Source organism: Algoriphagus boseongensis (assembly GCF_004362805.1).
Lineage (GTDB): Bacteria > Bacteroidota > Bacteroidia > Cytophagales > Cyclobacteriaceae > Algoriphagus > Algoriphagus boseongensis.
Genome location: NZ_SNYF01000007.1, coordinates 160,521 through 182,644, shown reverse-complemented (window position 1 = coordinate 182,644; position 22,124 = coordinate 160,521). Strand labels below are relative to the sequence as shown.

Genomic DNA, 22,124 nt, shown 5'->3' with positions numbered 1-22,124 from the left:
TTTTGTCTGGGCTTAGTCTTTACCGCTTCCCTTAAATTGATCTTCCTTATAGGCAAAAAGAATATTGAACGTGGTCAAGGAACCATAACAACGGGTAATGTATTGCTGCAATCCCACCCGGTCTTCGTCGTCTAGCTTGGGATGATTATTGATATTTTGCTCTAAAACCCTAAGCTTTTCCCGAACCATTACGATTTTATGAAAGAAAGTCTCCAAAGGAATTTCCTTGGATTGCAAGCTTTTGTCTGAAGGTTCAATAACCAAAGTCCCCCCCATCCACTTTCCTCCCAAGGGAATTAAAGGTGCTCGCTCTGAAGTGGCCATTAATGCCTCTCGAATGGCTCTTTCCACATCTTTCATGGTCAGCATGGGAAAATCGGGCACTTTTGCTTCTTCAATGGTAAATCCTTCGTAATCTCTTGCCAGAGTTTTTACCTCCTCGGTGTTTGAAAAATAGATTTTATAATAGGTGGAATCCACAGAAACAATCACTCCGGACCCAAACTTAGGATGGCCAATTCGGCTTCCAACTCCTAATTCACTTGCTGACATAGTTTTAATAATTTTTACTTACCTAAAATAGAAAGAAAGGCTAGAATTTAAATTCTTGCCCTCAAAATTCAACTTGCATGTAACATTTCTAAATCGAAAGCATTAATCCATTTGCATAGGTATTTCTTAACTTACCTTCCCAAACCCAGCATATAATGAAGAAATTTTTTATTCAAGGCACATCGGCCTTCCTAGGCTTTACCTTTTGGGGAGCCGGAATGGTCAAACTCTACAATGGACACAATTTCATCCAATGGATTGGTCCCCCTTGGTTGGTGGAAAGGCTGGTGGAGTTTGACCTGGGTCTTTTTGCCCAGTTCATTGCGATTTGCCAAATCATCATTGGATTTATGCTGATTACGACCCGCTATAAATTACTTGGGGGAATCATGTTGATTCCTATGATCCTAAACATTTTGATGGTGACCATTTCCCAAAACTGGAGAGGAACCCCTTATGTCCTGACAGGTCTTTTAGCCATGAATATTTTTGTCCTCTGGCAATACCGAAATTACTTCAAACCCATCCTGAATGAATCAACAGATTTCCCAAAAAGTATTCAATCTTCCAAAACCTGGATCGGTCATTTGGTTTGGTTGAGCGGATTAGGGCTGTGCTTGGCTTCTATTTGGGTTTCCTACCAAAACTTGGTCGCAGCATTTGTCATGGCCGGTCTTGGCTTGCTTACCGGAATTTTATCCTTTAAAACAGATCAACACTTTACTCAAACCCATTAATCATCTCCAAAATCAGCACAATGAAAATCTTTCCTTATCTCAATTTTGATGGCCAAGCCGAAGAAGCTATGCGCTTTTACCAATCCATATTAGGCGGAGAATTCGAAGGCCCGATCGGGCTTTTTGGTGAAATCCCGGGAATGGATATTCCAGAGGAGGAAAAGGGACGGGTGATGCACGCGTCACTTAGAATCAATGACTCGGTCAAAATCATGGCATCAGACACCAGCCCTTTTATGGGACATGTTTGGATCAAAGGAAATCACAACTACATCTCCATTGATGCGCCTAGCAAAGAAGAAGGTGAGCGCTATTTTAAGGGACTTTCCGCCGGAGGAAAAGTGGAAATGGAGTACCAAAAAACTTTCTGGGGAGCATATTTTGGTAGTTTTGAGGATAAATTTGGAATCTCTTGGATGATTAATTACGACCTAAAATCCGGAGAAGAATAAATCATTTATGACAAATTCATCACTGAAAGTAGCCTTAGCTCAAATCGCCCCAGTTTGGCTAAATAAAGAAGCCACCCTTTCCAAAGTAAAAAACTCAATCAAAGAAGCCGCTGACCAAGGATGCGAATTGATCATCTTCGGAGAAGGACTTGTACCTGGTTATCCTTGGTGGACCTCAATCACCAACGCTTCCGCTTGGGATGATAAAATCCAAAAAGAAATCCATGCTCACTATGTCCGAAACGCCGTTCAGATTGAAAGGGATGATTTGAAAGAAATCCAGGATATGGCCAAAAAAAGTAAAATGGCCATTTACCTGGGCATCATTGAGCGACCAGTGGATCGCGGTGGACATAGCCTTTATTGCTCATTGGTTTACATTGACCCAAAAGGTGAAATTCAGTCTGTTCACCGAAAGCTACAGCCAACCTACGACGAGCGATTGACTTGGTCTCCAGGAGATGGAAATGGACTGCAGGTTCATCCACTCAAGGACTTTACAGTTGGGGGATTGAACTGTTGGGAAAACTGGATGCCATTAGCTAGAACTGCATTGTATGGATTGGGAGAGAACCTCCACGTAGCCGTTTGGCCAGGATCAATCCGAAACACAGAAAATATTACCCGAATGATTGCTCAAGAAGGAAGGTCCTTTGTGATCTCTGTTTCGAGTTTGATGCGAAAAACGGACTTTCCAGAAAGCACTCCCCATCTAGATTTTATCTTGGAAAATTGCCCAGAAGTCCTTTCTGATGGAGGAAGTTGTATTGCCGGACCGGATGGGAAATGGATTTTAGAGCCTGTAGTTTTGAAGGAGGGCTTATTTGTCCAAACTTTGGATTTTAACCGAGTCTTGGAAGAAAGACAAAACTTCGATCCAGTAGGCCATTATTCAAGACCTGATGTACTTGAGCTCAAAGTAAACCGGTCCCGACAAAGCAGCGTTAGGTTTGAGTAAATTTACGGATTGAACTATTCAGTACTTACCACTTTTATTTCATTATGAACAAATTTGGCTTCGGGTTTCTTATAGCGGTGATTCTTTTTGCCGGTTTTTGGATTTTCTACCAAGGGAAACAAGAGCGGGAGGAACTTCGTGCAAGCTCTGAGCTTATCCAAAAACAAGTCAACCAAGTAGGAAAGCTTATTGTCACTGAAGGATACTATTCTAAAGTTTTCACTTTCAAAAACTCTCAAAGCCTATTTTTAAATCTTTTCTCCTCAGACAAGAAAGCCTTGGTAGTAGTCAATACCAAGGCTACTGTAGAATACGATCTCAGGCAGCTCGAAGTAGAAATCAATGAAGCTGAGAGGACACTGATTCTGAAAAAAATCCCTGAACCCGTCCTCAACATCTATCCCGAAATCGAGTACTATGATGTGACGCAGGATTACTTCAATGCCTTTGACGAAAAGGATTACAATAAAATCAAAAACTCCGTCACAACTCAAATCAGGGCTCAAATCGAGCAATCTGACCTAATGAAAAACTCCAGAGAGCGCCTCATGGTAGAACTCACCAATCTCTTTGTCCTGACCAAATCAATGGAATGGACTCTGATGTACGAAGGAGAAATCATCGAGAATCAGGAGCAACTGCAGCTGATCAGAAGATAGATGAAGAACAATCTAAACCCAGCTTTTCTGATTTATAGGCTCACACAATTTCAAACCACTTAAACCCGGCCATTTCAACTTTTCTTCGCTGCGGTTTGTGTCTCCTTTACCGTGGTTTATATCCCCTTCACCGTGGCTTGTGTTCCCTTCACCGTGGTTTGTGTCCCCACAAACCACTTCCAATCAAACCCCTCTTCCCGAAGCCGCCAAAGGAATATCCGTCAAATCCTGAATTCTCACAGGTTTACTTTGCTCGATTGAATTTCTTGCTGCAATTCCAATCAAACATGCCATGGCACCATCTCGACTTCCAGCGGATTGTCTCCATGGATCGGAAGCATTTTGATCCAAGAAGAGTTTGTCTTTTAGTCGGGTATCTCCTCCACCATGGCCGCCGCCTCCGTGAGGAATAGTAATGATTTCCCGCTCTCCAAAATTTTTGGTCAGATGGATTTCATCTTCGGCTTTTTCTTGCCAAGGTTGACTCTCTTTAATCCAAGCCTCTAATCTTCCTTTTGTACCATTAAAGGCAATTCTATAGCCTTCGTATGGCGAATAAGTGGTCAGTGAATAGCTGACTTGGACTTTGTTTTTGTATTTGATCTGCACGGCCATTTTGTCGTAAATGTCAATTTCCTCACGGAAAACACATCCATCTCGATGATAGCCGTCGTACTTTTCTGCATCTACATAGAGCTTGGTCAGGTGCTCGCTTTTGGTGATATCCCAGAAGAAATCACACTTTGAAGCATGAGGACAACCTCTACAAGTGGTATGACGATAAGGGCCATTTTTCCCGTAAAACTCAAGGTCTCCATAGGCATAAACTTCCTCAGGATCGGAATCGATCCACCAGTTTAATAAGTCAAAATGGTGACTTGCTTTGTGCACCAAAAGGGTTCCGCTGTATTCCCTCTGTCCATGCCATCTTCGAAAATAATCCGCTCCGTGTGAGGTGTTGAGATACCAATGAAAATCCACAGAAGTAAGATCTCCTATTTCCCCGTTTCGAAGTAGCTCATACAATTTTTGTCTATGGGGAGAATAGCGATAGTTGAAGGTTACGATCAATTTTTTCCCCGATTTCTGCTCTGCATCCAAAATCGCCTGCATCTTTTTTTCATCGGTGGTCATAGGCTTTTCGGAAATCACATTCATTCCAGCCTGAAGGCCTTTGATGATGAACTCATGATGGGTAGAGTCCATGGTGGTCACAATCAAAACGTCCGGTTTGGTTTCCCGAAGCATTTGATCTGTATCCAAAAAAGTAGGACAAGTGACTCCCATATAGGTTTTGCCATAGGCAAGACGTCCTTCATTTTTATCCGCCAATCCCACAAATTCAATCTGATCTTTGTAGGCTCTGACCACATCCCTACCCCACATAGCCAAACCTCGAACTCCTGTTCCAACCAAGGCCAATTTCATTTTCTCCCCAGGTCGGTTAAAAATAGTAAGTGCCTCTGCAACTGGATGCAAAAACATTGAACCAGCTAATGCACTTCCCGTTAGGGCTATAAAGTCTCTTCTGGATTGAAGTTGTTTACTTTTCATGGTATTTGGGTTAATAGTAATCGAAATCAAGTTAAACAATTGAAGAAAAAGCGAAACCAAAAGTTACGGAAACGATTTTCCTAAGTACAGGAACGGAAAACAACTATTCTGAAAGACTTTTCAATTATTTTTAAAACCTCAAGCCTAACCTATGGACCGCACCCTTTCGTTTCGGAGTCTTTTCCGAATTAGCAGACCAATCAATCTGCTGATGGTTGCCTTCGCCCAGTTTATGGCTGCCTATTTTTTAATTGAAACGAGCAATATCGGACTGCCGGTTCTTCAGGATTTTAGGCTTTATCTATTGGTGCTCTCCACGGTAATGATCACCGCGGCAGGATACATGATCAATGACTATTACGATGTCAAAATAGACTATGTCAATCGGCCTCAGGAAGTCGTGGTCGGCAAGGGGATCAAAAGAAGAATGGTAATCTTTCTTCATTCCCTGTTCAACTTCACTGCCATTGGTTTAGGTTGGCTGGTTTCTCCAAGAATTGCGATGGTCAATTTCTTTGCCGCTTTTCTGCTTTGGCTCTATAGCAATCAACTCAAACGGGAGCCATTTATTGGCAATCTTGCCGTGGCATTTCTGACCGGACTCTCCATTTATTTGGTGGCTTTTTATTACCAGAAAAATGAATTGTTGGTGTTGACTTATGCCATTTTTGCATTTTTCCTAAACCTTATCCGGGAAATCATCAAGGACATAGAGGATCGTCCCGGCGATCGAAAACATGGGTGCAGAACCTTGCCCATCGTAATCGGATTTCGAAAGACCAAACAGGTGATTTTTGTGATCGCAATCTGCTTTGTTGGGGCTATTCTAACGGTAACTTTCCAACTCTCCAATTCCAATTTATTTGCGTTTTTCGGAATCTTGGGTGTGGTTTTTTTCGGATTTATGTGGAAAGTCTATAAAGCCGACCGAAAAAGAGAATTCACCCAATTGAGCGCCTGGGCCAAACTATTGATGCTGGCAGGAACGATGAGTATGGCATTTCTTTGATTTATGATTTTGGATTTACGAGATCTAAAAAAACTACACCTACTTTACAAATTTTCAACTTCCATCTTATCAATAAAAACGATCTTCATTTAGCAATTCCCTAGCTAAAGCCTTACTTTCATGCAAATTTTCTAAAAAATGCGTGAAGCAAAGGTCTTGGTCATTAAAATCGGTTCAAATGTCCTCACCCAGGCCAATGGCTTGCCGGATTTGGATAGAATGAAGCATTTGGTGACGGAGATTCATGCCTTAATTTCCTCAGGGAAAAAAGTTGTCTTGGTTAGTTCCGGTGCTGTTGCTTTCGGGAGACAAAGTATAGCTTTGCCTGAAAAACTTAACCCGGTTTTTAAAAAACAGATTTGGGCTTCTACGGGTCAAATCCGTCTGATCAATCAGTATCAGGATTTCTTTGGAAAACTGAATCAACCTATTGCACAAATTTTGGTAACCAAGGAGGACTTCAGGGATCGAAAGCATTTTCTAAATATGAAAAACTGTGTCGAAGCTTTGCTTCAGCAAGGAATCCTTCCCATCATCAATGAAAATGATACCGTAACGATTACGGAACTGATGTTCACCGACAATGATGAATTGGCCAGTCTAACCGCGGCGATGATCAACGCGGATACCTTGATGCTCCTCACCAATGTGGATGGGATTTTCACCGGCAATCCTTCAGATCCTTCTTCAGAATTGATCGAAAAAGTGGCCTCATCCATGCCTGAGGTGTCTAGCTATATTTCTGCAACCAAATCTTCTTTTGGAAGGGGAGGCATGCTGACCAAGTATGCCATGGCCAAGAAATCAGCCGATTTGGGTATTCAGGTCATAATTGCAAATGGGAAAAAGGATGGGATTTTGTCTGATTTCGCTTCCAAAAAACTTCGATGCACCTGGTTTGAACCCAAAAAAGTCAAACAAGCCACCAAAAAATGGTTGGCTCATGGAGCACAATATTACAAAGGAGAAATCACCATCAATGAAGGGGCAAAAAACTCCCTCACTTCCTCCGTTATCCGAAGTCTTTTGCCGATTGGGATTACCCAGATTGAAGGGGAATTTTCCAAGGGTGATATCCTCTTAATCCGAGATGAAAAGGGTGAAAAGATAGGTTTGGGCAGGGCGGAATACACCTCCAAACTAGCAGCAGAGCGTTTGGGTCAAAAAAACCAAAAGGCCTTGATTCATTACGATTACCTATACCTTTTTGATCATGAGTGAGCTGGATTCCATATTTCAATCCGTAAAAAAGTCGAGTCGGAAGCTTTCTGGGATTTCTGACAAAACTGTCCATGAAGTCCTTTCTGATTTAGCAGATTTAGCTGTACAAGAAGTCGATTTCTTATTGGCAGAAAATCATAAAGACCTAGCCAAAATGGATCAAGGCAATCCCATGTATGATAGGCTTTTGCTAAATGAGTCGAGAATAAAAGGAATCGCTAAAGAAATACTACAGGTAAAAACCCTCCCCAGCCCTTTAGGAATCATTTTAGAAGAAAAAACTCTGGAGAATGGGCTGCTTCTGACCAAGACGACTGTTCCTCTTGGAGTCATTGGGATCATTTACGAGGCCAGACCCAATGTCACTTTTGATGTATTTACTTTAGCTCTTAAGTCAGGAAATGGCTTGATTCTTAAAGGCGGTTCGGATGCAGATTTTTCAAATCGTGCAATTCTAAGTCTGATTCACCGAGTTTTAGAAAAACACAATATTCCCACAGAAGCATTTGTTCTGCTTCCCGCTGATCGGATGGCAACCAAGGCCCTACTCGAGGCAGTTGGTTTTGTGGATGTAATTATTCCCCGAGGATCTCAGGGTCTGATTGATTTTGTGAGACAAAATTCAAAAGTTCCCGTGATCGAGACAGGTGCTGGAATTGTCCATACCTATGTGGATGAAACGGCTGATTTGACTAAAGCCAAGCAGATCGTCCATAATTCAAAAACCCGCCGTCCAAGTGTATGCAATTCTCTGGATTGCCTGATCATTCACGAAAAGTTGCTTTCGAATTTGGATGAATTAGTCTCACCCTTGTTGCAAAGTGGGGTTCAGATCTTCGCAGATGAAAAAGCTTTCGATGCCCTTTCCTCCAATCCCTTAATCCAAAAAGCTGAAGAAAGTCATTTTGGAACTGAATTTTTGAGCTTGAAAATGGCCATCAAAACCGTATCAAATCTAGAAGAAGCCTTGGAGCATATTGCGACCTACTCTTCCAAACACTCAGAGGCAATCATTTCAGAAAATCCTGAACATGTTCGTCAATTCCTTTTGGAAGTGGATGCAGCAGCGGTTTATGCGAATGCTTCTACTGCTTTTACTGATGGAAATCAATTTGGCTTAGGAGCCGAAATAGGCATCAGCACCCAGAAGCTTCATGCCCGTGGGCCTATGGCTCTTAGGGAATTGACCAGCTACAAATGGATTGTTCAAGGAGATGGGCAGATTAGGGCTTGAGGCCTTTTGTGTCCAAACTCACACTTTCTTTTTGAAGATTTCAATAGTTTTGGTGAAAATCCAGAATTATGAAAAGAATCCTAGCTCCAGTTTTTACCATTATTATTGCCCTAAGCTCCTGTTCAGGAAATAAAACCGAATCCCAAACAACTGAGACAGTTTCTACCCAAGCTGCCGTAGTAAATCTTTCTCCTCAAAAGTTTCTGGAAAAAAGTCCGAATGGGGTAATCATTGATGTAAGAACCCCTGCCGAAATCGCACAAGGAAAAATCGCGGGATCTGTGGCAATGGATTATTATCAGCCAGATTTTTGGAACAAAGTCCAGGAATATCCCAAGGACAAGGAGATCTATCTGTATTGTGCTGTTGGAGCGAGAAGTGAGGATGCTGCACAGAAACTAATCCAGCAAGGATACACCAAAGTCTACCATCTGCAAGGTGGGATTCAAGCTTGGTATCAAAACGGACTTCCCATTTCTCAGGAATAAATTTCCTCCATTTATCCCATTCTTCTTGATTTTTTAGGAATAGGTTTATTGCTTAAGGGGAATTCAATCACCCTGTTTATGAACTTTAAATCGATCTATTTCTGGGGGATCTTGATTCTCCTTTTATCCTGTGCTGATCCAAAATCTCAAGTTGAAATTCAGGGACTGGAAGAAAAGGTGGAAGTATTCCGGGATTCTATCGGGATCAACCACATTTTCGCCCAAAACGAGCATGACCTGTTTTTCACTCAAGGGTACATGGCTGCAAAAGACCGTCTTTTCCAATTTGAAATCTGGAGAAGGCAGGCTACCGGTACATTGTCCGAAATACTTGGCGAAAGAGAGCTAAAACGAGATATTGGGGTCAGACTTTTTAAATTCAGGGGAGAAAAATCAAAGGAATTAAATCACTACCACCCCCGGGGGGAGATGATTGTGGATGCCTTTGTGGCAGGAGTCAACCAATACATTTCAGAGGCTAGATCCAATCCGGAAAATCTTCCGATTGAATTTCAAATGTTGGGAATCCTGCCAGAGCCTTGGACTTGGGAGGTGGTCATTTCAAGACATCAGGGGCTTTTAGGGAATGCAACCAATGAATTGAATTTTAGCAGAATTGTAAGTCTAATCGGATCAGAAGAAACAAAGAAATACTTCAATTTTCATCCAAATGATCCTGTCCTTGATTTGGATCCCTCGATTCCAAAAGAATTGCTTTTCAAGGATATTCTTGGTCCATATCGGGCCTTTAGAAATTCCGTAGATTTTTACCCGGAAGATATCAAGCCCGAATTCAGGAAAGAGGAAAAAGAATTTCAAGAGGCTTTATCCTTTTTGAAGGAAGAAAAGGACCTCACCGAAAGGTCAGATGAATTTGCAAATGGAAGCAATAACTGGGTAATCAGTGGATCAAAAACAGAAAGTGGATTTCCATTTATGGCAAATGATCCCCATCGCGCTCAGGCCGTACCATCGCTACGATACTGGGTTCATCTCAATGCTCCAGGCTGGAATGTGATAGGAGGAGGAGAACCAGAAATCCCTGGAGTTTCCATTGGCCACAATGATTTTGGTGCTTGGGGACTTACCATTTTCAGCACGGATTTCGAAGACATTCGGGTGTATGAACTCAATCCTTCTGACTCTAATCAATATTTCTACAAGGGTGAATGGGTAAACTTTAAAATTGAATACGACACCATTCAGGTTAAAGGCAAGAACCCAGTTCCAATCAGACATTTATATACCATCCATGGTCCTGTGACCTTTGTAGATACCGAATTGGGAAAAGCAGTTGGCATGCAATGCGCTTGGCTTGAACCAGGAGCAGCTCCTTATTTGGCAAGCTTAAGTATGGGCCAGGCAAAAAACTGGGAGGAATTTCGGGCCGCCTGTACCTTGAATTTTGTTCCTGGGGAAAATATGATCTGGGCTGATCGGGCAGGAAATATCGGCTGGCAAGCCACTGGAATCCCGCCAATTCGAAGGGGTTTTTCTGGTTTGGTGGCGACTTTGGGAGATGGAAGCAAGGAATGGGATGGGTATCTCCCCATTGCCGAAAAACCTCATGAATACAATCCGGATCGAGGATTTATTGCGACAGCCAATCAAAATGTGGCTCCGGAAAATTATCCCTTCGGAGATGCCTTGGGATACGAGTGGGCAGATGATTTCCGGGCAAAAAGAATCCAAGAAGTTTTAAGCCAAAACAAAAAATTCTCAATAGAAGAAATGGGTGCGCTTCAGAACGACTATTTATCTCTTCCTGCAAGAAAATTGATTCCTTTTTTGGAGAAAATAACCTTCGAAGACCCTCAGGCTGATTCTTTGAGACAAGTGATTTTGAAATGGGATTTTGTATTGGATAAAAACTCAATCCCGGCTGGCGTCTATGTGATGTGGGAAAGAACCCTTAGAAACCAAGCTTCAGAGCTTTTTGTGCCGGAGAAAATCCGGAGCCTAGTTGGAAGTCTATCTATGACCCGAGTAATCCAATGGGTAGAAAATCCCGGTCTAATAATTGCTAAAAACGCCGAGGAAGAAAGAAACAATTGGCTCAAATCCAGCTTTGAAGAGGCAATTTCTTCGCTTAAGATAAAATTGGGAAATAACTTATCAGCTTGGCAATACGGACAGGAAGCCTACAAGCATGCTATTATTCGCCATCCTCTGAGCGCTGCAGTTTCTTCAGATTGGGAAAAGAAATTAAATCATGGGCCAGTACCTCGAGGCGGTTATAGCTATACTCCTGGTGCAAATTCTTATGGAGACAATAACAGTTCAGGAGCCTCCTTTCGAATAATAGTGGACACAGGAGATTGGGAGAAAACCCTAGGGATCAATACCCCAGGCCAATCAGGCAATCCGGAAAGCCCTTTTTATGGAAATTTATTCCCGATCTGGGCAGAAGACAGGTTCCTGACTATTCCTTTTTCAAAAGAAAAAATTCAAAATTCCTCTTTTCAAAGAAATCTACTTTCCCCCGGATCAAAATAAATAACAAGAAAAAAGGCCCAAGAAATTGGGCCTTACTTTTTCCCCATTTGATCAATAAAGATCCAAAATCACATAATGGACCCCTGCAAGATCAAATGACTCCCCTTTTTTCTTTCCTTTCATAGCTGGAAATATGGGAGCCTTGGAAGAAATCCCAAAAAGTGAAGTCCCATTTACCTCCACCAACTCCACGGAAGTTGATATAAAGAAAATTCTCTGGTCCGTCACTACTACTGCCCCAAACTCGGCTTTCTCGCAAACTTTTTCCGGGTTTATGGTTTCTAAAGTATTGAGCTCATTTTGGAGGAAGGTCAACTCATGTTCCATTCTTACCAGAAGTTCATTCTGCCCTGCCGCCCTGCTCGTTTCCTGACTTTCGGTTTCATCCCGAGTCGTAATCTCAGCCCGAATGATCTCAATTTCTTTTTCGAAATCCGCGATAATCAATTCTTGTTTTTTGATACAAGCTTCGAGAATACTGGTTTTGGGAATTCGTGCATCCTTCATGGCTTTGGGATTTTGGTTACTCAAGTCTACCTTAAATTATCTTCTTAAAAAATGATGAAAGTCACCCAGAAAACTGGTTGTTATCAAGGACTTCCAATTTGAATTCAGATAATTCTGGACTTTGGGGATGAAAAAAATTAATTTGATCATTCCTTTTCACGTAAACCCCGTTCATGCAATCTCTTTTGAAATATTTCAAGTCCAGAAAAAAGTCCCTGAATTTTTTGCTGAGGTATTCCAAAAGAAAGTTTAGCCAAAAAGCTTTTCACCGATTCCGGGTAGAGGTAAAAAAGATGAACACCTTACTCCTAATTATCCAAGCAACAGATCAAAATTTTGATAGAAAAGCCTTGAAGAAACCGCTTCTGAAACTTTTCAGGAAAGCAGGGGAAATCCGGGAGCTCCAAATTGAAAAAGATCTGCTTTCTGAAGACAAAGTTCTAGATCAGCTTCCTTTTTTGAAAAAAGACCTGGGAAAGGAAATCCAGCAAAAGAGAAATGAGTTTTTCAAAATCAGAACCTACTCTAGTTCCAAAAAAATCAGAAAGAAATTCAAGCTGATCAAAAAGGATCTTAAGAAAATTCAGCCTTCTGAATTCTCCTATTTTCTGGAAGGGCAATGGGAAGATATCCTTCATTTGGTTTCAGATGGAATAGATTTTAGCAATGCACATTTGCTGAGGAAAAAATTAAAAACCTATCAATATGCACTGGAGATTTTAGGGAAGAACACCTTACCCATCCATTTTGCCGAGGTGGAAGAGCTGAGCAAACTCTTAGGAGCCTGGCACGATAGGGATGTATTTCTTCAGCGAGTAAAAAATCAAAACTTGTCAGAAAAAATAGCAGAATCTGAGCGGGAAATTTTTAATCGCTTCATTGCACAAATGACCAAAGAATCAGACAACTATTTACAGGATATCCAAACCAAATTGGCTCTTCTTCAGTAAAATCTTTAATTCTAAAAAATACTAGACCAACTCCAATGAAAGCCTCCTATAGATCTCACTATTGCTCTCCCGATGAAATTCAACTAAAGGAAATCCCCATTCCTGAACCTAAAGCAAATGAGGTTTTAGTGGAAATTAAGGCAACCACAGTTAACCGTACAGATATGGGTGTCCTTACCGGAAAACCCTATGCCATGCGGGCTTTTGCGGGTTTTCCCAATCCCAAAAAGCCCGTTACGGGGACAGATTTTGCCGGGATAATCAAAAAAGTTGGGGCAGAAGTCAAGGAATTCAAAGAAGGAGACAGGGTTTGGGGATTCAATGACAATGGAGCAGGGACTCATGCTGAATTTGCCTGCTACCCAGTAAAGGATGCTTTGCTGAAATTCCCAGATTCCATCGATTTTGCTGAAATGGTAACCTGTGCCGAAGGAGCTCATTATGCTGTCAACTTTATCAATAAAGTGAATCTATCAGCAGGAATGAAGGTTTTGGTCAATGGAGGAACTGGAGCTATTGGTTCAGCGGCCATCCAAATCCTAAAATCTATGGGAATAGAAGTTACAGCGGTTTGCTTTCAAAAAGATGCTGAACTCGTGAAAAGCTTAGGACCCGACCGGGTAATTGAAATAGAAAAACAGGATTTTACACAAGAAAATCACCACTATGATTTTGTATTTGATGCAGTGGGAAAAAGTAGATTTTCCCTTTGCAAAAGAATCCTCAAACCTGATGGAATTTACATTTCTTCGGAATTAGGCCCTAACTGGGAAAACCTCTGGAGAGCCATGGGAACACCTTTTTTGGGAAAACCAAAGGTTATTTTTCCTATTCCCACTGATATTCAGGAAAGCATGAAAAAGGTTCAAGACCTATACTTGCAAGGAAAATTCAAGCCTTTGATTGACCCGAAAAGATTCACATTGGACCAAATCCGCGAGGCTTTTACCTATGTTTCCTCAGGCAAAAAGATTGGAAATGTGATTCTGGAAATTTAATTCTCAATGTTTTTTTAGGGCTAAAAAGCCCATTTTTATCACTAATGATGCTTGACTAGTTTTGCTGCTATTTCATCCAATTGGCTTTGGAATTTTTGCACGGAAAGCAAGCCGTCCTCATGAAGTGCCTTTAGATTAGGTAGGTCAGCTTTGTCCATTTCAGAACTTGCATTCTGAAGCAGGGGCTCGATCCGATAGTAGTCTTCGCTGTTCTTACCTGGAAGAGTTCCGTAGATTTTTCTGAGTTGGTAATCTACAGTTTCTGAGTTTCCGCTCATCATGATATCGATCAGCGGCTGAACCCACTTGATCAAACCCGCATCTTTAAATTCCTTGAAATAATAGGGAGTTTTCACGGAACCTGTACCAATGGAAACCATCAGCATATCCTTTGCCGAAGGCTTTACCGGTTTTTTCTCATCCGAAAGTTCTGTTTTGAAATTGAGTTTTCGGCATTCAGAATAAGCGCACAATGCCGGATTATTTGCAAATACTCCTCCGTCAATCAAGGTATGAGGAGTGCCAAAAATGGAATAAATATGAGCGGGCTCGAAATAGGTTGGCGCTGCGGAAGTGGATCTGGCCACATCTTTAAAGTAAAAATCATTGATATCGGACTTGGCATCACATGAGGTGAAAAAATGAGCTTTTCTGTTTCGGATATCATAGCTTGTAATCAGACAAGGTTTCAAAGATTGACTCAACCTCAGCTCCCCAAAATAATTCTTGAGCGCATTTTCCAATTCCTTCTCTGAATATCTTTCATCAAATAAGCCTCCTCCCCTTTTGATCTTGTCTGAAAAGGTGACGTCAAATATTTCATCACCCTGATCCAAGTAGAGTTTCAGGGCATCGCTTGCAGAGAATCTGTATTTCTTATTTTCATCTGGACAAAGCAGAATCAAACCCAAAATTCCTCCCGTACTTGTGCCTGCCACAAAATCAAAATACTCCCCGATTCTGGCATCTGGATTTTGAGAAAGCTCTTGGATTTTCTTTTCAAGGTAGGTAAGAATTGTCCCGGGTAATATTCCCCGAATTCCCCCTCCATCAATGGATAAAATTCTAATCTTCTTCATAAAAATTGAGTTTAAAAGTAATCCAAGCTAAGCGATAATCTCCTGATTTCCAAAGAAAAAACCTCAGTTAAATCTTATTTTTTCAACTTTAAGTCCAAAAGATGAAAATCAGTCATTCAAGAAAAATACAACTGAAAACTTTCCTGAAAAGACCGATTTTCCTACCAGAAAATCAATTCAGCATGTGACTTTTGTCATTCGTATTCAGGCTTTTACGAGCGAAATTAGGAGAGTAAATAAAGTATTAACCATAAACATTACCAGCCATGAGCACTCTAGTTAGAAAAAATCGAAGCTTCTGGCCAAAAATGATGCAGGATTTTTTTGGCACAGAAAATCCCTTTGAGTTGGAAGAAAACTTCGGATTTATGGAAAAATCCGCAGAAATCCCTTCTGCCAATGTCATTGAAAATGATCATGAATTTAAGGTGGAACTCTCCGCTCCAGGCTTTGAAAAGAAAGATTTCAAGGTGGAGGTGGTGGAAGGAGTTCTTAACATCTCCGCTGAGAAAAAGAATGAGGTGAAAGAGGAAAAGGACAATTACATGAAAAAAGAATTTTCCTATTCCAGCATCAGGAGATCGTTTGCACTTCCAGAATACGTCGATGAAAATAAAATTGATGCTAAGTACGAAAAGGGAATTTTGAACCTGATCCTACCTAAAAAAGCATTGAATATGCCTAAAGCAAAAAAGGCCATTGAAGTAGTCTGAAAGGATATTTTTTAATCATAGGGTAAACCCCGGCATTGGCTGCACGGGGTTTTCCTTTTTGGTATAACTCGAATTAAAATAAGCCAGAAATCACCCCATCAGAATTGATATTCACTGATTCCGCAGATGGCACTTCAGGCAAACCTGGCATTCGAAGAATTTCTCCCGCTATGGGCACCAAAAAACCGGCTCCTGCCGCTATTTCAAATTCCCGGATAGTAATTGCAAATCCTTTTGGCCTTCCTCTCAGCTTTTCGTTATCGCTTAGACTTTTCTGGGTCTTGGCAATACAAACAGGAAAATTTGAATAGCCCAACTCCTCAATTTTCTTCAATTGAATCTGAGCTTTCTGAGAAAGAATCACCTCGTCTGCTCCATAAATCTTTTGACTTACTTTTTTGATTTTCTCCAAAACTGAATCCTCCAAATCATATGTCGGCTGGAAACTATTTGGACAACTTTCAACGGCATCGATCACCTTTTGCCCCAAATCCAGACAACCCGCGCCTCCTTTGGCCCAACCCTCACTCAAGGCAGCCTGAACACCCAGTTTTTGGCAATGATCCAATACCAGCTGTTTCTCTGCATCGGTATCGCTGCTGAATACATTTAGCGCAACAACCACAGGAATTCCAAAACTTTGGAGGCTTTCTAAATGCCTTTCCAGATTAGGTAGGCCCTTCTCCAATGCCACCAAATCTTCCTCCGCAAGCTCTTTCAATGATTTGCCACCATGGTATTTCAACGCCCGGATTGTGGCCACTAAAACCACCGCCCTTGGAGAAATCCCTGCTGCCCGACACTTGATATTGAAAAACTTTTCAGCCCCTAGATCGGATCCAAAACCTGCTTCGGTAACCACATAGTCTCCTAGACTCAAACCTAATTTGGTTGCCAAAATGGAGTTTGTTCCTTGGGCAATATTCGCGAAAGGACCCCCGTGAATAATCGCAGGATTGTGTCCCAAAGTCTGAACCAAATTCGGCATGATCGCTTCTTTCATCAGGGTTGCCATTGCTCCCTGAGCATTCAAATCCCTTGCAAAAACAGGGGTTCCGTCCCATCGGTCTCCAACATAAATTTTGGCAAATCTTTCCTTTAAATCTTCAAGATCTTTGCTCATGCAAAGGATAGCCATCACTTCAGAGGCTGCCGTGATATTAAAGCCAGTTTCTCTCGGAATCCCTCCGTTTTTCCCTCCTAATCCAATCAGGATATTTCTCAAAGCCCTGTCATTCATATCCAAAGCCCTCTTCCAAAGGATAGTCCTTGGGTCTAATCCTTGATTTCGGGTCTTGCTTTGAATGTTATTATCTATCAATGCAGAAAGCAGATTATTGGCTTTTTCAATAGCATGAAAATCCCCTGTAAAGTGAAGATTGATATCCTCCATGGGAATCACCTGTGACCAACCTCCACCAGCAGCGCCACCCTTAATTCCAAAGACTGGTCCTAAGCTCGGTTCGCGAATTACCGCTATGGAAGAATTTCCTAATTGATTCAAACCATCATTTAGACCGATGGTAACCGTTGTTTTTCCCTCTCCTGCCGGAGTCGGGGTGATGGCAGTAACCAGAATCAGATTCGATTGCTGTACCTTTTCCTCATCGATCAAACTGATAGGTATTTTTGCTTTGTATTTTCCGTACATCTCCATCTGTTCCCTGGAAATATGTAATCGATCAGCTATGTCTTGGATAGGCCAGGGCGCTACCGAATTGGCAATTTGAAGGTCATTCATGGGTGATATTTTTTCCAAAGGAAACAGAATTTCCTTTGGTCTTGCTTGATATTTCTTGGGTTGAAAGATGATAGAAATCAGGGTTATGGACCAAGTTGGGGAATTTGGAATTACTGCTCAATTAATTCCTAAAAGCCTGAGATAAGACTCAAATCCCCTCCTGTTCAATCAGGTACACCAAAGCAGCCATTGCAGCCGCTCCCAGCTCCAATTCACGCTGATCCACTGCTTCAAAAACATCTGCCTCCGTATGATGGTAGATAAAATACTTTTGGGAATCCGGCTTCAAACCGATAAGAATCGGGCCTTGATCACGAAGTGGACCGATATCCGCTCCACCACCCGGTCTATCCAAATTCCAAACTTGATAAGGCTTAAACAAATCTCCCCAAGATTTCAATTTTTCTCTTTGGCTTTCGGTACCAGTTGAAGAAAACCCGATGGGAAGGAACCCTCCCGAATCTGATTCAATTGCAGCAATGTGCTTCTCGCCTTTCTCTTTGGCTACTCTGGCATATTCCTGACCTCCTCGAAGGCCATTTTCCTCATTCATCCACATTACTGCACGAATGGTCCGCTTAGGTTTCCACCCCAATTCTTTATACAGTCTCAGCACTTCTATAGCCTGCATACAGCCGGAGCCATCATCGTGTGCTCCCTCTCCCACATCCCAAGAATCCAAGTGTCCACCTACTGCAATAATTTCTTTCGGAATTTCACTTCCTCGGATTTCTCCGATTACGTTATAGGAAAGTTTTTCGGTCTTCATCTGACCATAAGACTCCATGTAAACTTTTAGGTCAGATTGATCTGAAAGTAAGGAACTCAGCAATTCTGCATCTTCAGTACTGATCGCTAAAGCAGGAATTTTGGGGAAATCTGGATTATACCGCTGATTTCCAGTGTGGGGATAATCATCTATTCTATTGCTCAGTGATCTCACCAAGGTGGCGATGGCACCCAATTTACTTGCTTCAGCGGCTCCCGAACTTCTTTGAGGATTTGCTTCCCCATAGGCTTCAAAGGCGTCAATTTTCTTGGGGTCCATCGGTCCATTGAAAAAGACAATTTTCCCTTTCACCTTATCTCCAAGTTCTCGTAACTCAGCTATGCTTTTTACTTCGATTACATTTCCGACTAGACCAGATGGGCCTGTTCCTTCTGTATTTCCCAAAGCAAGTGCACTTAATTCTAGTGTTCCGTGCTTTGTGGAATTGACGATTTTCACCACATCCTTCCCACCTCTGTCCCAGTGGGGAACCATAACAGGCTGAAGGTAAACGGTATCAAAGCCATAATTTTCCATCAATTGCCTGGTCCATTCCACTGCCGCCGCAGCACCTGAGGAACCAGCAAGCCTGTTACCAATTCGCTTGGTGAGGTATCGAAGGTTTTCATAGGTATGCCCTGAGCTCAATTCCGCATCATAAATTTTTCGGATATTTTCTTCATGATTTTGGCCGAAAACCACCGCGGGAAACAGGGTAAGAAAGAGCAATAATTTTTTCATAGGATTTGGCTTTGGGTAAAAATTAAAAAAAGATCTGAGGAGTAGAGAGAGTTTTTTACGATTGGCATTTTTTAGAGAATTTAATCTTGCTCGATAAACACCTTTTAGAATTTCCTTTCACCCAAATTATCAATCAGTTCCATAAGGCATTTATCCTGAATTTTTACCGAAACCGAAATACATTTTGGATATTGATTTTCTTTTGTCCAGACTTGAGACAATAGAAATAAACCAGTTTAAAAAATCCCGATAATCCTATGTGGAAAATTTTGCAACGGAAATCAATTTCTGCGGTGCTATTGACACTAGCCGTTATGGCTTGTAAATCAGAACCGGAAGATGACCCTACTATCAAACCAGAGGACAACCGATTCACCAAAGTCGTTTTGACTGAGGGAATGGATGAGCCTATGGAAATGACCTTCCTTCCAGGTGGAAAAATTCTTTTTGTGGAAAGAAAAGGTGGAGTGAAGATTCTGGATGAGGCGACACGAGAAGTGACTTTGGTAGCGACTATTCCGGTTAACACCAAATACACCAACAAAGAAGGTGTAACCAGAGAGGCTGAAGAAGGCTTGATGGGCGTCATCGCTCACCCGGATTATGCAAAAAACAACTGGATCTACATGTATTATGCAGATCCAACAGACACCAAACATGTCTTGGCCAGATGGGAGCTTCGCGGAAATGAGCTTGTTGAATCTTCAAAAAAGATCGTACTGGAAGTGCCTACGCAGCGAGAGGAATGCTGCCACACCGGAGGCGGGATGGTATTCGATGCGGAGGGAAATCTATACCTGACCGTTGGAAATAATACTGTTAATCCTCGTGAAGGCTCTTCAAACTTGGACGATCGTCCTGGATTTGAAAATAATGATGACCAGAGAGCACCTGGAAATACCAATGACTTGAGAGGTAAAATTTTAAGAATCCATCCGGAAGATGATGGCTCTTATACTATCCCTAAAGGAAACCTTTTCCCAGAAGGAACTGAAAAAACCCGTCCTGAAATCTACACCATGGGACATCGAAATCCATGGAGACCAACTTTGGACAGCAAAACTGGCTATCTCTATTGGGGTGAAGTGGGACCAGATGCTTCTGTAGACTCCATTTGGGGTCCTCGTGGATATGATGAATTCAACCAAGCTAAAGGACCGGGATTCTTTGGATGGCCTTATTTCATCGGGGATAATTTCCCTTATAACAAACATGACTTTGATGCTGGCACCTATGGAGAGCCTTTTGATGTCAACAAACCGGTAAACGAATCCAGAAACAATACCGGTCTGAGAGAATTACCAACTCCGGTAGTTCCGGCCATGATTTATTATCCTTATGGAATTTCTGAGGTTTTCCCTCAATTGGGAAGCTCAGGAAGAAGTGCGACTGGGGGTCCTGTTTTCAGAAAAGCTGATTTCAAAAAGGACGCTCCTTATGTTTTCCCAGCTTATTACGAAGGAAAATGGCTGATAGTGGACTTTATGAGAGGCTGGATTTTCGCGGTTTCTATGGATGAAAATGGGGACTATGTCGGAATGGAAAGATTCCTGCCAAATGAAACATTCAGCTCTGCTATTGATATGGATTTCGGACCGGATGGTTCGCTTTACATTTTGGAGTACGGATCTGCTTGGTTCCGTGGAAATGCGAATTCCCGCCTAATCAAAATCGAATACAATAAAGGCAATCGCAAACCGAATGTTTCTGCATCTGCGGACAAGAACTCTGGCGCGGCGCCTTTAACGGTCAATTTCAGTTCTGAAGGAACCAATGACTTTGATGATTACGATCAAGGTAAATTGACCTATTCTTGGACTATCACCAATGGCGCTGGCTTTAACCAAACGCTTACAGACGCAAATCCAAGCTTTACATTCAGCGAAGCCGGAACCTACCAAGTAACCCTTACAGTGACTGATACGAAAGGCGAAAGCAATTCAAGTTCTTTGGAAATCACAGCAGGTAATGAGCCTCCAGTGGTTGCTATTGATTTTGGAAATATGAATAAGAGCTTCTGGTTTGGAGATAAGGAATTGACCTATGCGATTTCTGTTTCAGATAAGGAAGACGGAAATACAGGCGATGGCACGATCAAGACAGAAGAAGTAGCTGTAACCTTTGATTATGTTCCGGCAGGTTTTGATCCAATCGAGATAGCCTCCAAGCAAAGCGGAGTGGAGAACGTCGCAATTTTGAATTTGGGTAAAAACCTAATTGAGGCGAGTGATTGTAAATCCTGCCACCAATACCAGGAAAAATCAATCGGTCCAAGCTACCAGGCAGTGGCTGAAAAATATCCGAATTCAGAGGAAAATGTGAGCTACCTCATTGGCAAAATCAAAAATGGTGGTGCTGGAGTTTGGGGTGAGCATGGAATGAGTGCCCATCCATCCTTGAGCGATGCGGATGCCAGAAGAATGGTAGATTACATTCTTGCAATGGATGATGAGCAGGCTAATATTGCTTCTCTTCCTTTGACTGGAAAAGTGACTGCAGTGATCCCTGAAGGTGAAAATGGACAAGGAAGCTTCTTGCTTAGAGCTGCATACGCTGACAAAGGTTCAGGATCAATTGGCTCCTTGAATGGAGTAGATTTCATTGCCTTGAGATCTCCTTTTGTAGATCCACAAATATCTGTTGACCGAAAAGGGGTACAATTGCTAACCACACCACGGGTAAGTTTTTTGATGGCGGGTGACAATTCTCATTTTGCCTTGAAAGGAATTGACCTGAGTGGAATAGTTCAAATTGATGTTTTGGCATCCATAACCCAAAGAAATGGAGCCTTGGGAGGTTCTGTCGAAATCCGCCTTGGATCTCCTACTGGAGAACTACTTGGACAATCTGAAAAGATTGGCAGAAAAGACGGAGGAGGGTTCAGACCACCACAAGGAGTGAGCATGCAGGAATGGCAAAGAATGAACTCCAACCGAGCCAAGGTAATGATCAAGCCGACGGCAGGTATGCAGGATATTTACTTCGTATTTAAAAACGCTGATGCCAAAAACGAGGAAGTCCTGATGGGTATCAACGAAATAGAATTCAAAAACAAAGCAGATCAATAAACTGATCAGCTAGATCTAGCCCAAACCGAAATTCGGTTTGGGCTTTTTTTATTTCTTATCTCTGAAGAAATCTTTTTGAATCAACATTTTTCCTTCGGGCTCAGGATAGAAAGTCTGCCTAAAACCCTTATATTTTTTCAGTAATTCAATTTTCTCAAGCCCAAAGTACTAGTCACTCTCACCTTGCTAACCAAGAAG

19 protein-coding genes are annotated in these 22,124 nt (G+C 41.9%); 13 read left to right on the top strand and 6 right to left on the bottom strand.

What is annotated here, in order from left to right; all coding sequences use genetic code 11:
• Positions 1-12: 12 nt before the first annotated feature.
• Positions 13-552: a hypothetical protein gene (locus DFQ04_RS12285; RefSeq protein WP_133556265.1), complete on the bottom strand. Its 540-nt coding sequence runs from the start codon at positions 550-552 to the stop codon at positions 13-15.
• Positions 553-707: 155 nt separating this feature from the next.
• On the opposite strand from DFQ04_RS12285, the gene DFQ04_RS12280 reads away from it, so the two are divergent.
• Genes DFQ04_RS12280 through DFQ04_RS12265 form a run of 4 tightly spaced genes read left to right on the top strand, consistent with a single transcriptional unit; the run spans position 708 to position 3,358 of the window.
• Complete coding sequence (locus tag DFQ04_RS12280) at positions 708-1,289, top strand: hypothetical protein (protein ID WP_133556263.1); 582 nt, start codon at positions 708-710, stop codon at positions 1,287-1,289.
• Between the two features lie 20 nt (positions 1,290-1,309).
• On the top strand, positions 1,310-1,741 hold the full coding sequence (locus tag DFQ04_RS12275; protein ID WP_133556261.1) for a VOC family protein: 432 nt from the start codon (positions 1,310-1,312) through the stop codon (positions 1,739-1,741).
• Positions 1,742-1,748: 7 nt separating this feature from the next.
• On the top strand, positions 1,749-2,699 hold the full coding sequence (locus DFQ04_RS12270) for a carbon-nitrogen hydrolase family protein (protein ID WP_133556259.1): 951 nt from the start codon (positions 1,749-1,751) through the stop codon (positions 2,697-2,699).
• 44 nt (positions 2,700-2,743) lie between these two features.
• A complete protein-coding gene (locus DFQ04_RS12265; RefSeq protein WP_133556257.1) occupies positions 2,744-3,358 on the top strand; it encodes a DUF4230 domain-containing protein in 615 nt (204 codons plus the stop codon).
• A 183-nt stretch (positions 3,359-3,541) separates the two neighbouring features.
• On the opposite strand, the gene DFQ04_RS12260 is transcribed toward DFQ04_RS12265, so the two are convergent.
• On the bottom strand, positions 3,542-4,912 hold the full coding sequence (locus DFQ04_RS12260; RefSeq protein ID WP_133556255.1) for a Gfo/Idh/MocA family oxidoreductase: 1,371 nt from the start codon (positions 4,910-4,912) through the stop codon (positions 3,542-3,544).
• 151 nt (positions 4,913-5,063) lie between these two features.
• Between DFQ04_RS12260 and DFQ04_RS12255 the strand changes: the two genes are divergently transcribed.
• From DFQ04_RS12255 to DFQ04_RS12235, 5 genes are all read left to right on the top strand, one after another.
• Positions 5,064-5,921 (top strand): geranylgeranylglycerol-phosphate geranylgeranyltransferase, encoded by an 858-nt coding sequence (locus DFQ04_RS12255; RefSeq protein WP_133556253.1) that lies wholly within the window; start codon positions 5,064-5,066, stop codon positions 5,919-5,921.
• A 138-nt stretch (positions 5,922-6,059) separates the two neighbouring features.
• Positions 6,060-7,142, top strand: coding sequence for a glutamate 5-kinase (gene proB / locus DFQ04_RS12250; RefSeq protein ID WP_133556251.1), 1,083 nt, complete (start codon positions 6,060-6,062; stop codon positions 7,140-7,142).
• A complete protein-coding gene (locus DFQ04_RS12245; RefSeq protein ID WP_133556249.1) occupies positions 7,135-8,376 on the top strand; it encodes a glutamate-5-semialdehyde dehydrogenase in 1,242 nt (413 codons plus the stop codon). Before proB ends, DFQ04_RS12245 begins: the two co-directional genes overlap by 8 nt.
• 68 nt (positions 8,377-8,444) lie before the next feature.
• Complete coding sequence (locus DFQ04_RS12240; protein WP_133556247.1) at positions 8,445-8,864, top strand: rhodanese-like domain-containing protein; 420 nt, start codon at positions 8,445-8,447, stop codon at positions 8,862-8,864.
• 78 nt (positions 8,865-8,942) lie between these two features.
• Positions 8,943-11,360 (top strand): penicillin acylase family protein, encoded by a 2,418-nt coding sequence (locus DFQ04_RS12235; protein ID WP_133556246.1) that lies wholly within the window; start codon positions 8,943-8,945, stop codon positions 11,358-11,360.
• A 51-nt stretch (positions 11,361-11,411) separates the two neighbouring features.
• On the opposite strand, the gene DFQ04_RS12230 is transcribed toward DFQ04_RS12235, so the two are convergent.
• On the bottom strand, positions 11,412-11,867 hold the full coding sequence (locus DFQ04_RS12230; protein ID WP_133556244.1) for a hypothetical protein: 456 nt from the start codon (positions 11,865-11,867) through the stop codon (positions 11,412-11,414).
• Between the two features lie 173 nt (positions 11,868-12,040).
• On the opposite strand from DFQ04_RS12230, the gene DFQ04_RS12225 reads away from it, so the two are divergent.
• Together DFQ04_RS12225 and DFQ04_RS12220 are read left to right on the top strand one after the other, a co-directional pair.
• On the top strand, positions 12,041-12,817 hold the full coding sequence (locus tag DFQ04_RS12225) for a CHAD domain-containing protein (RefSeq protein ID WP_133556242.1): 777 nt from the start codon (positions 12,041-12,043) through the stop codon (positions 12,815-12,817).
• A 35-nt stretch (positions 12,818-12,852) separates the two neighbouring features.
• Positions 12,853-13,815, top strand: a complete 963-nt coding sequence (locus DFQ04_RS12220; RefSeq protein ID WP_133556240.1) for an NAD(P)-dependent alcohol dehydrogenase — start codon at positions 12,853-12,855, stop codon at positions 13,813-13,815.
• Between the two features lie 41 nt (positions 13,816-13,856).
• Here the strand turns inward: DFQ04_RS12220 and DFQ04_RS12215 are convergent, their stop codons facing one another.
• Positions 13,857-14,894: a patatin-like phospholipase family protein gene (locus tag DFQ04_RS12215; RefSeq protein WP_133556238.1), complete on the bottom strand. Its 1,038-nt coding sequence runs from the start codon at positions 14,892-14,894 to the stop codon at positions 13,857-13,859.
• Between the two features lie 266 nt (positions 14,895-15,160).
• Here DFQ04_RS12215 and DFQ04_RS12210 point away from each other — a divergent pair, with 266 nt between their 5' ends.
• Positions 15,161-15,607, top strand: a complete 447-nt coding sequence (locus DFQ04_RS12210) for an Hsp20/alpha crystallin family protein (RefSeq protein ID WP_133556236.1) — start codon at positions 15,161-15,163, stop codon at positions 15,605-15,607.
• A gap of 73 nt (positions 15,608-15,680) precedes the next feature.
• On the opposite strand, the gene DFQ04_RS12205 is transcribed toward DFQ04_RS12210, so the two are convergent.
• Positions 15,681-17,348 carry a formate--tetrahydrofolate ligase gene (locus DFQ04_RS12205; protein WP_133556235.1) on the bottom strand — a complete coding sequence of 556 codons (1,668 nt, stop codon included), beginning with the start codon at positions 17,346-17,348 and terminating at the stop codon, positions 15,681-15,683.
• A gap of 148 nt (positions 17,349-17,496) precedes the next feature.
• Positions 17,497-18,858, bottom strand: a complete 1,362-nt coding sequence (locus DFQ04_RS12200) for a M20/M25/M40 family metallo-hydrolase (RefSeq protein WP_133556233.1) — start codon at positions 18,856-18,858, stop codon at positions 17,497-17,499.
• 257 nt (positions 18,859-19,115) lie between these two features.
• Between DFQ04_RS12200 and DFQ04_RS12195 the strand changes: the two genes are divergently transcribed.
• Complete coding sequence (locus tag DFQ04_RS12195; RefSeq protein WP_133556231.1) at positions 19,116-21,926, top strand: PQQ-dependent sugar dehydrogenase; 2,811 nt, start codon at positions 19,116-19,118, stop codon at positions 21,924-21,926.
• The last annotated feature ends 198 nt before the right edge of the window (positions 21,927-22,124 follow it).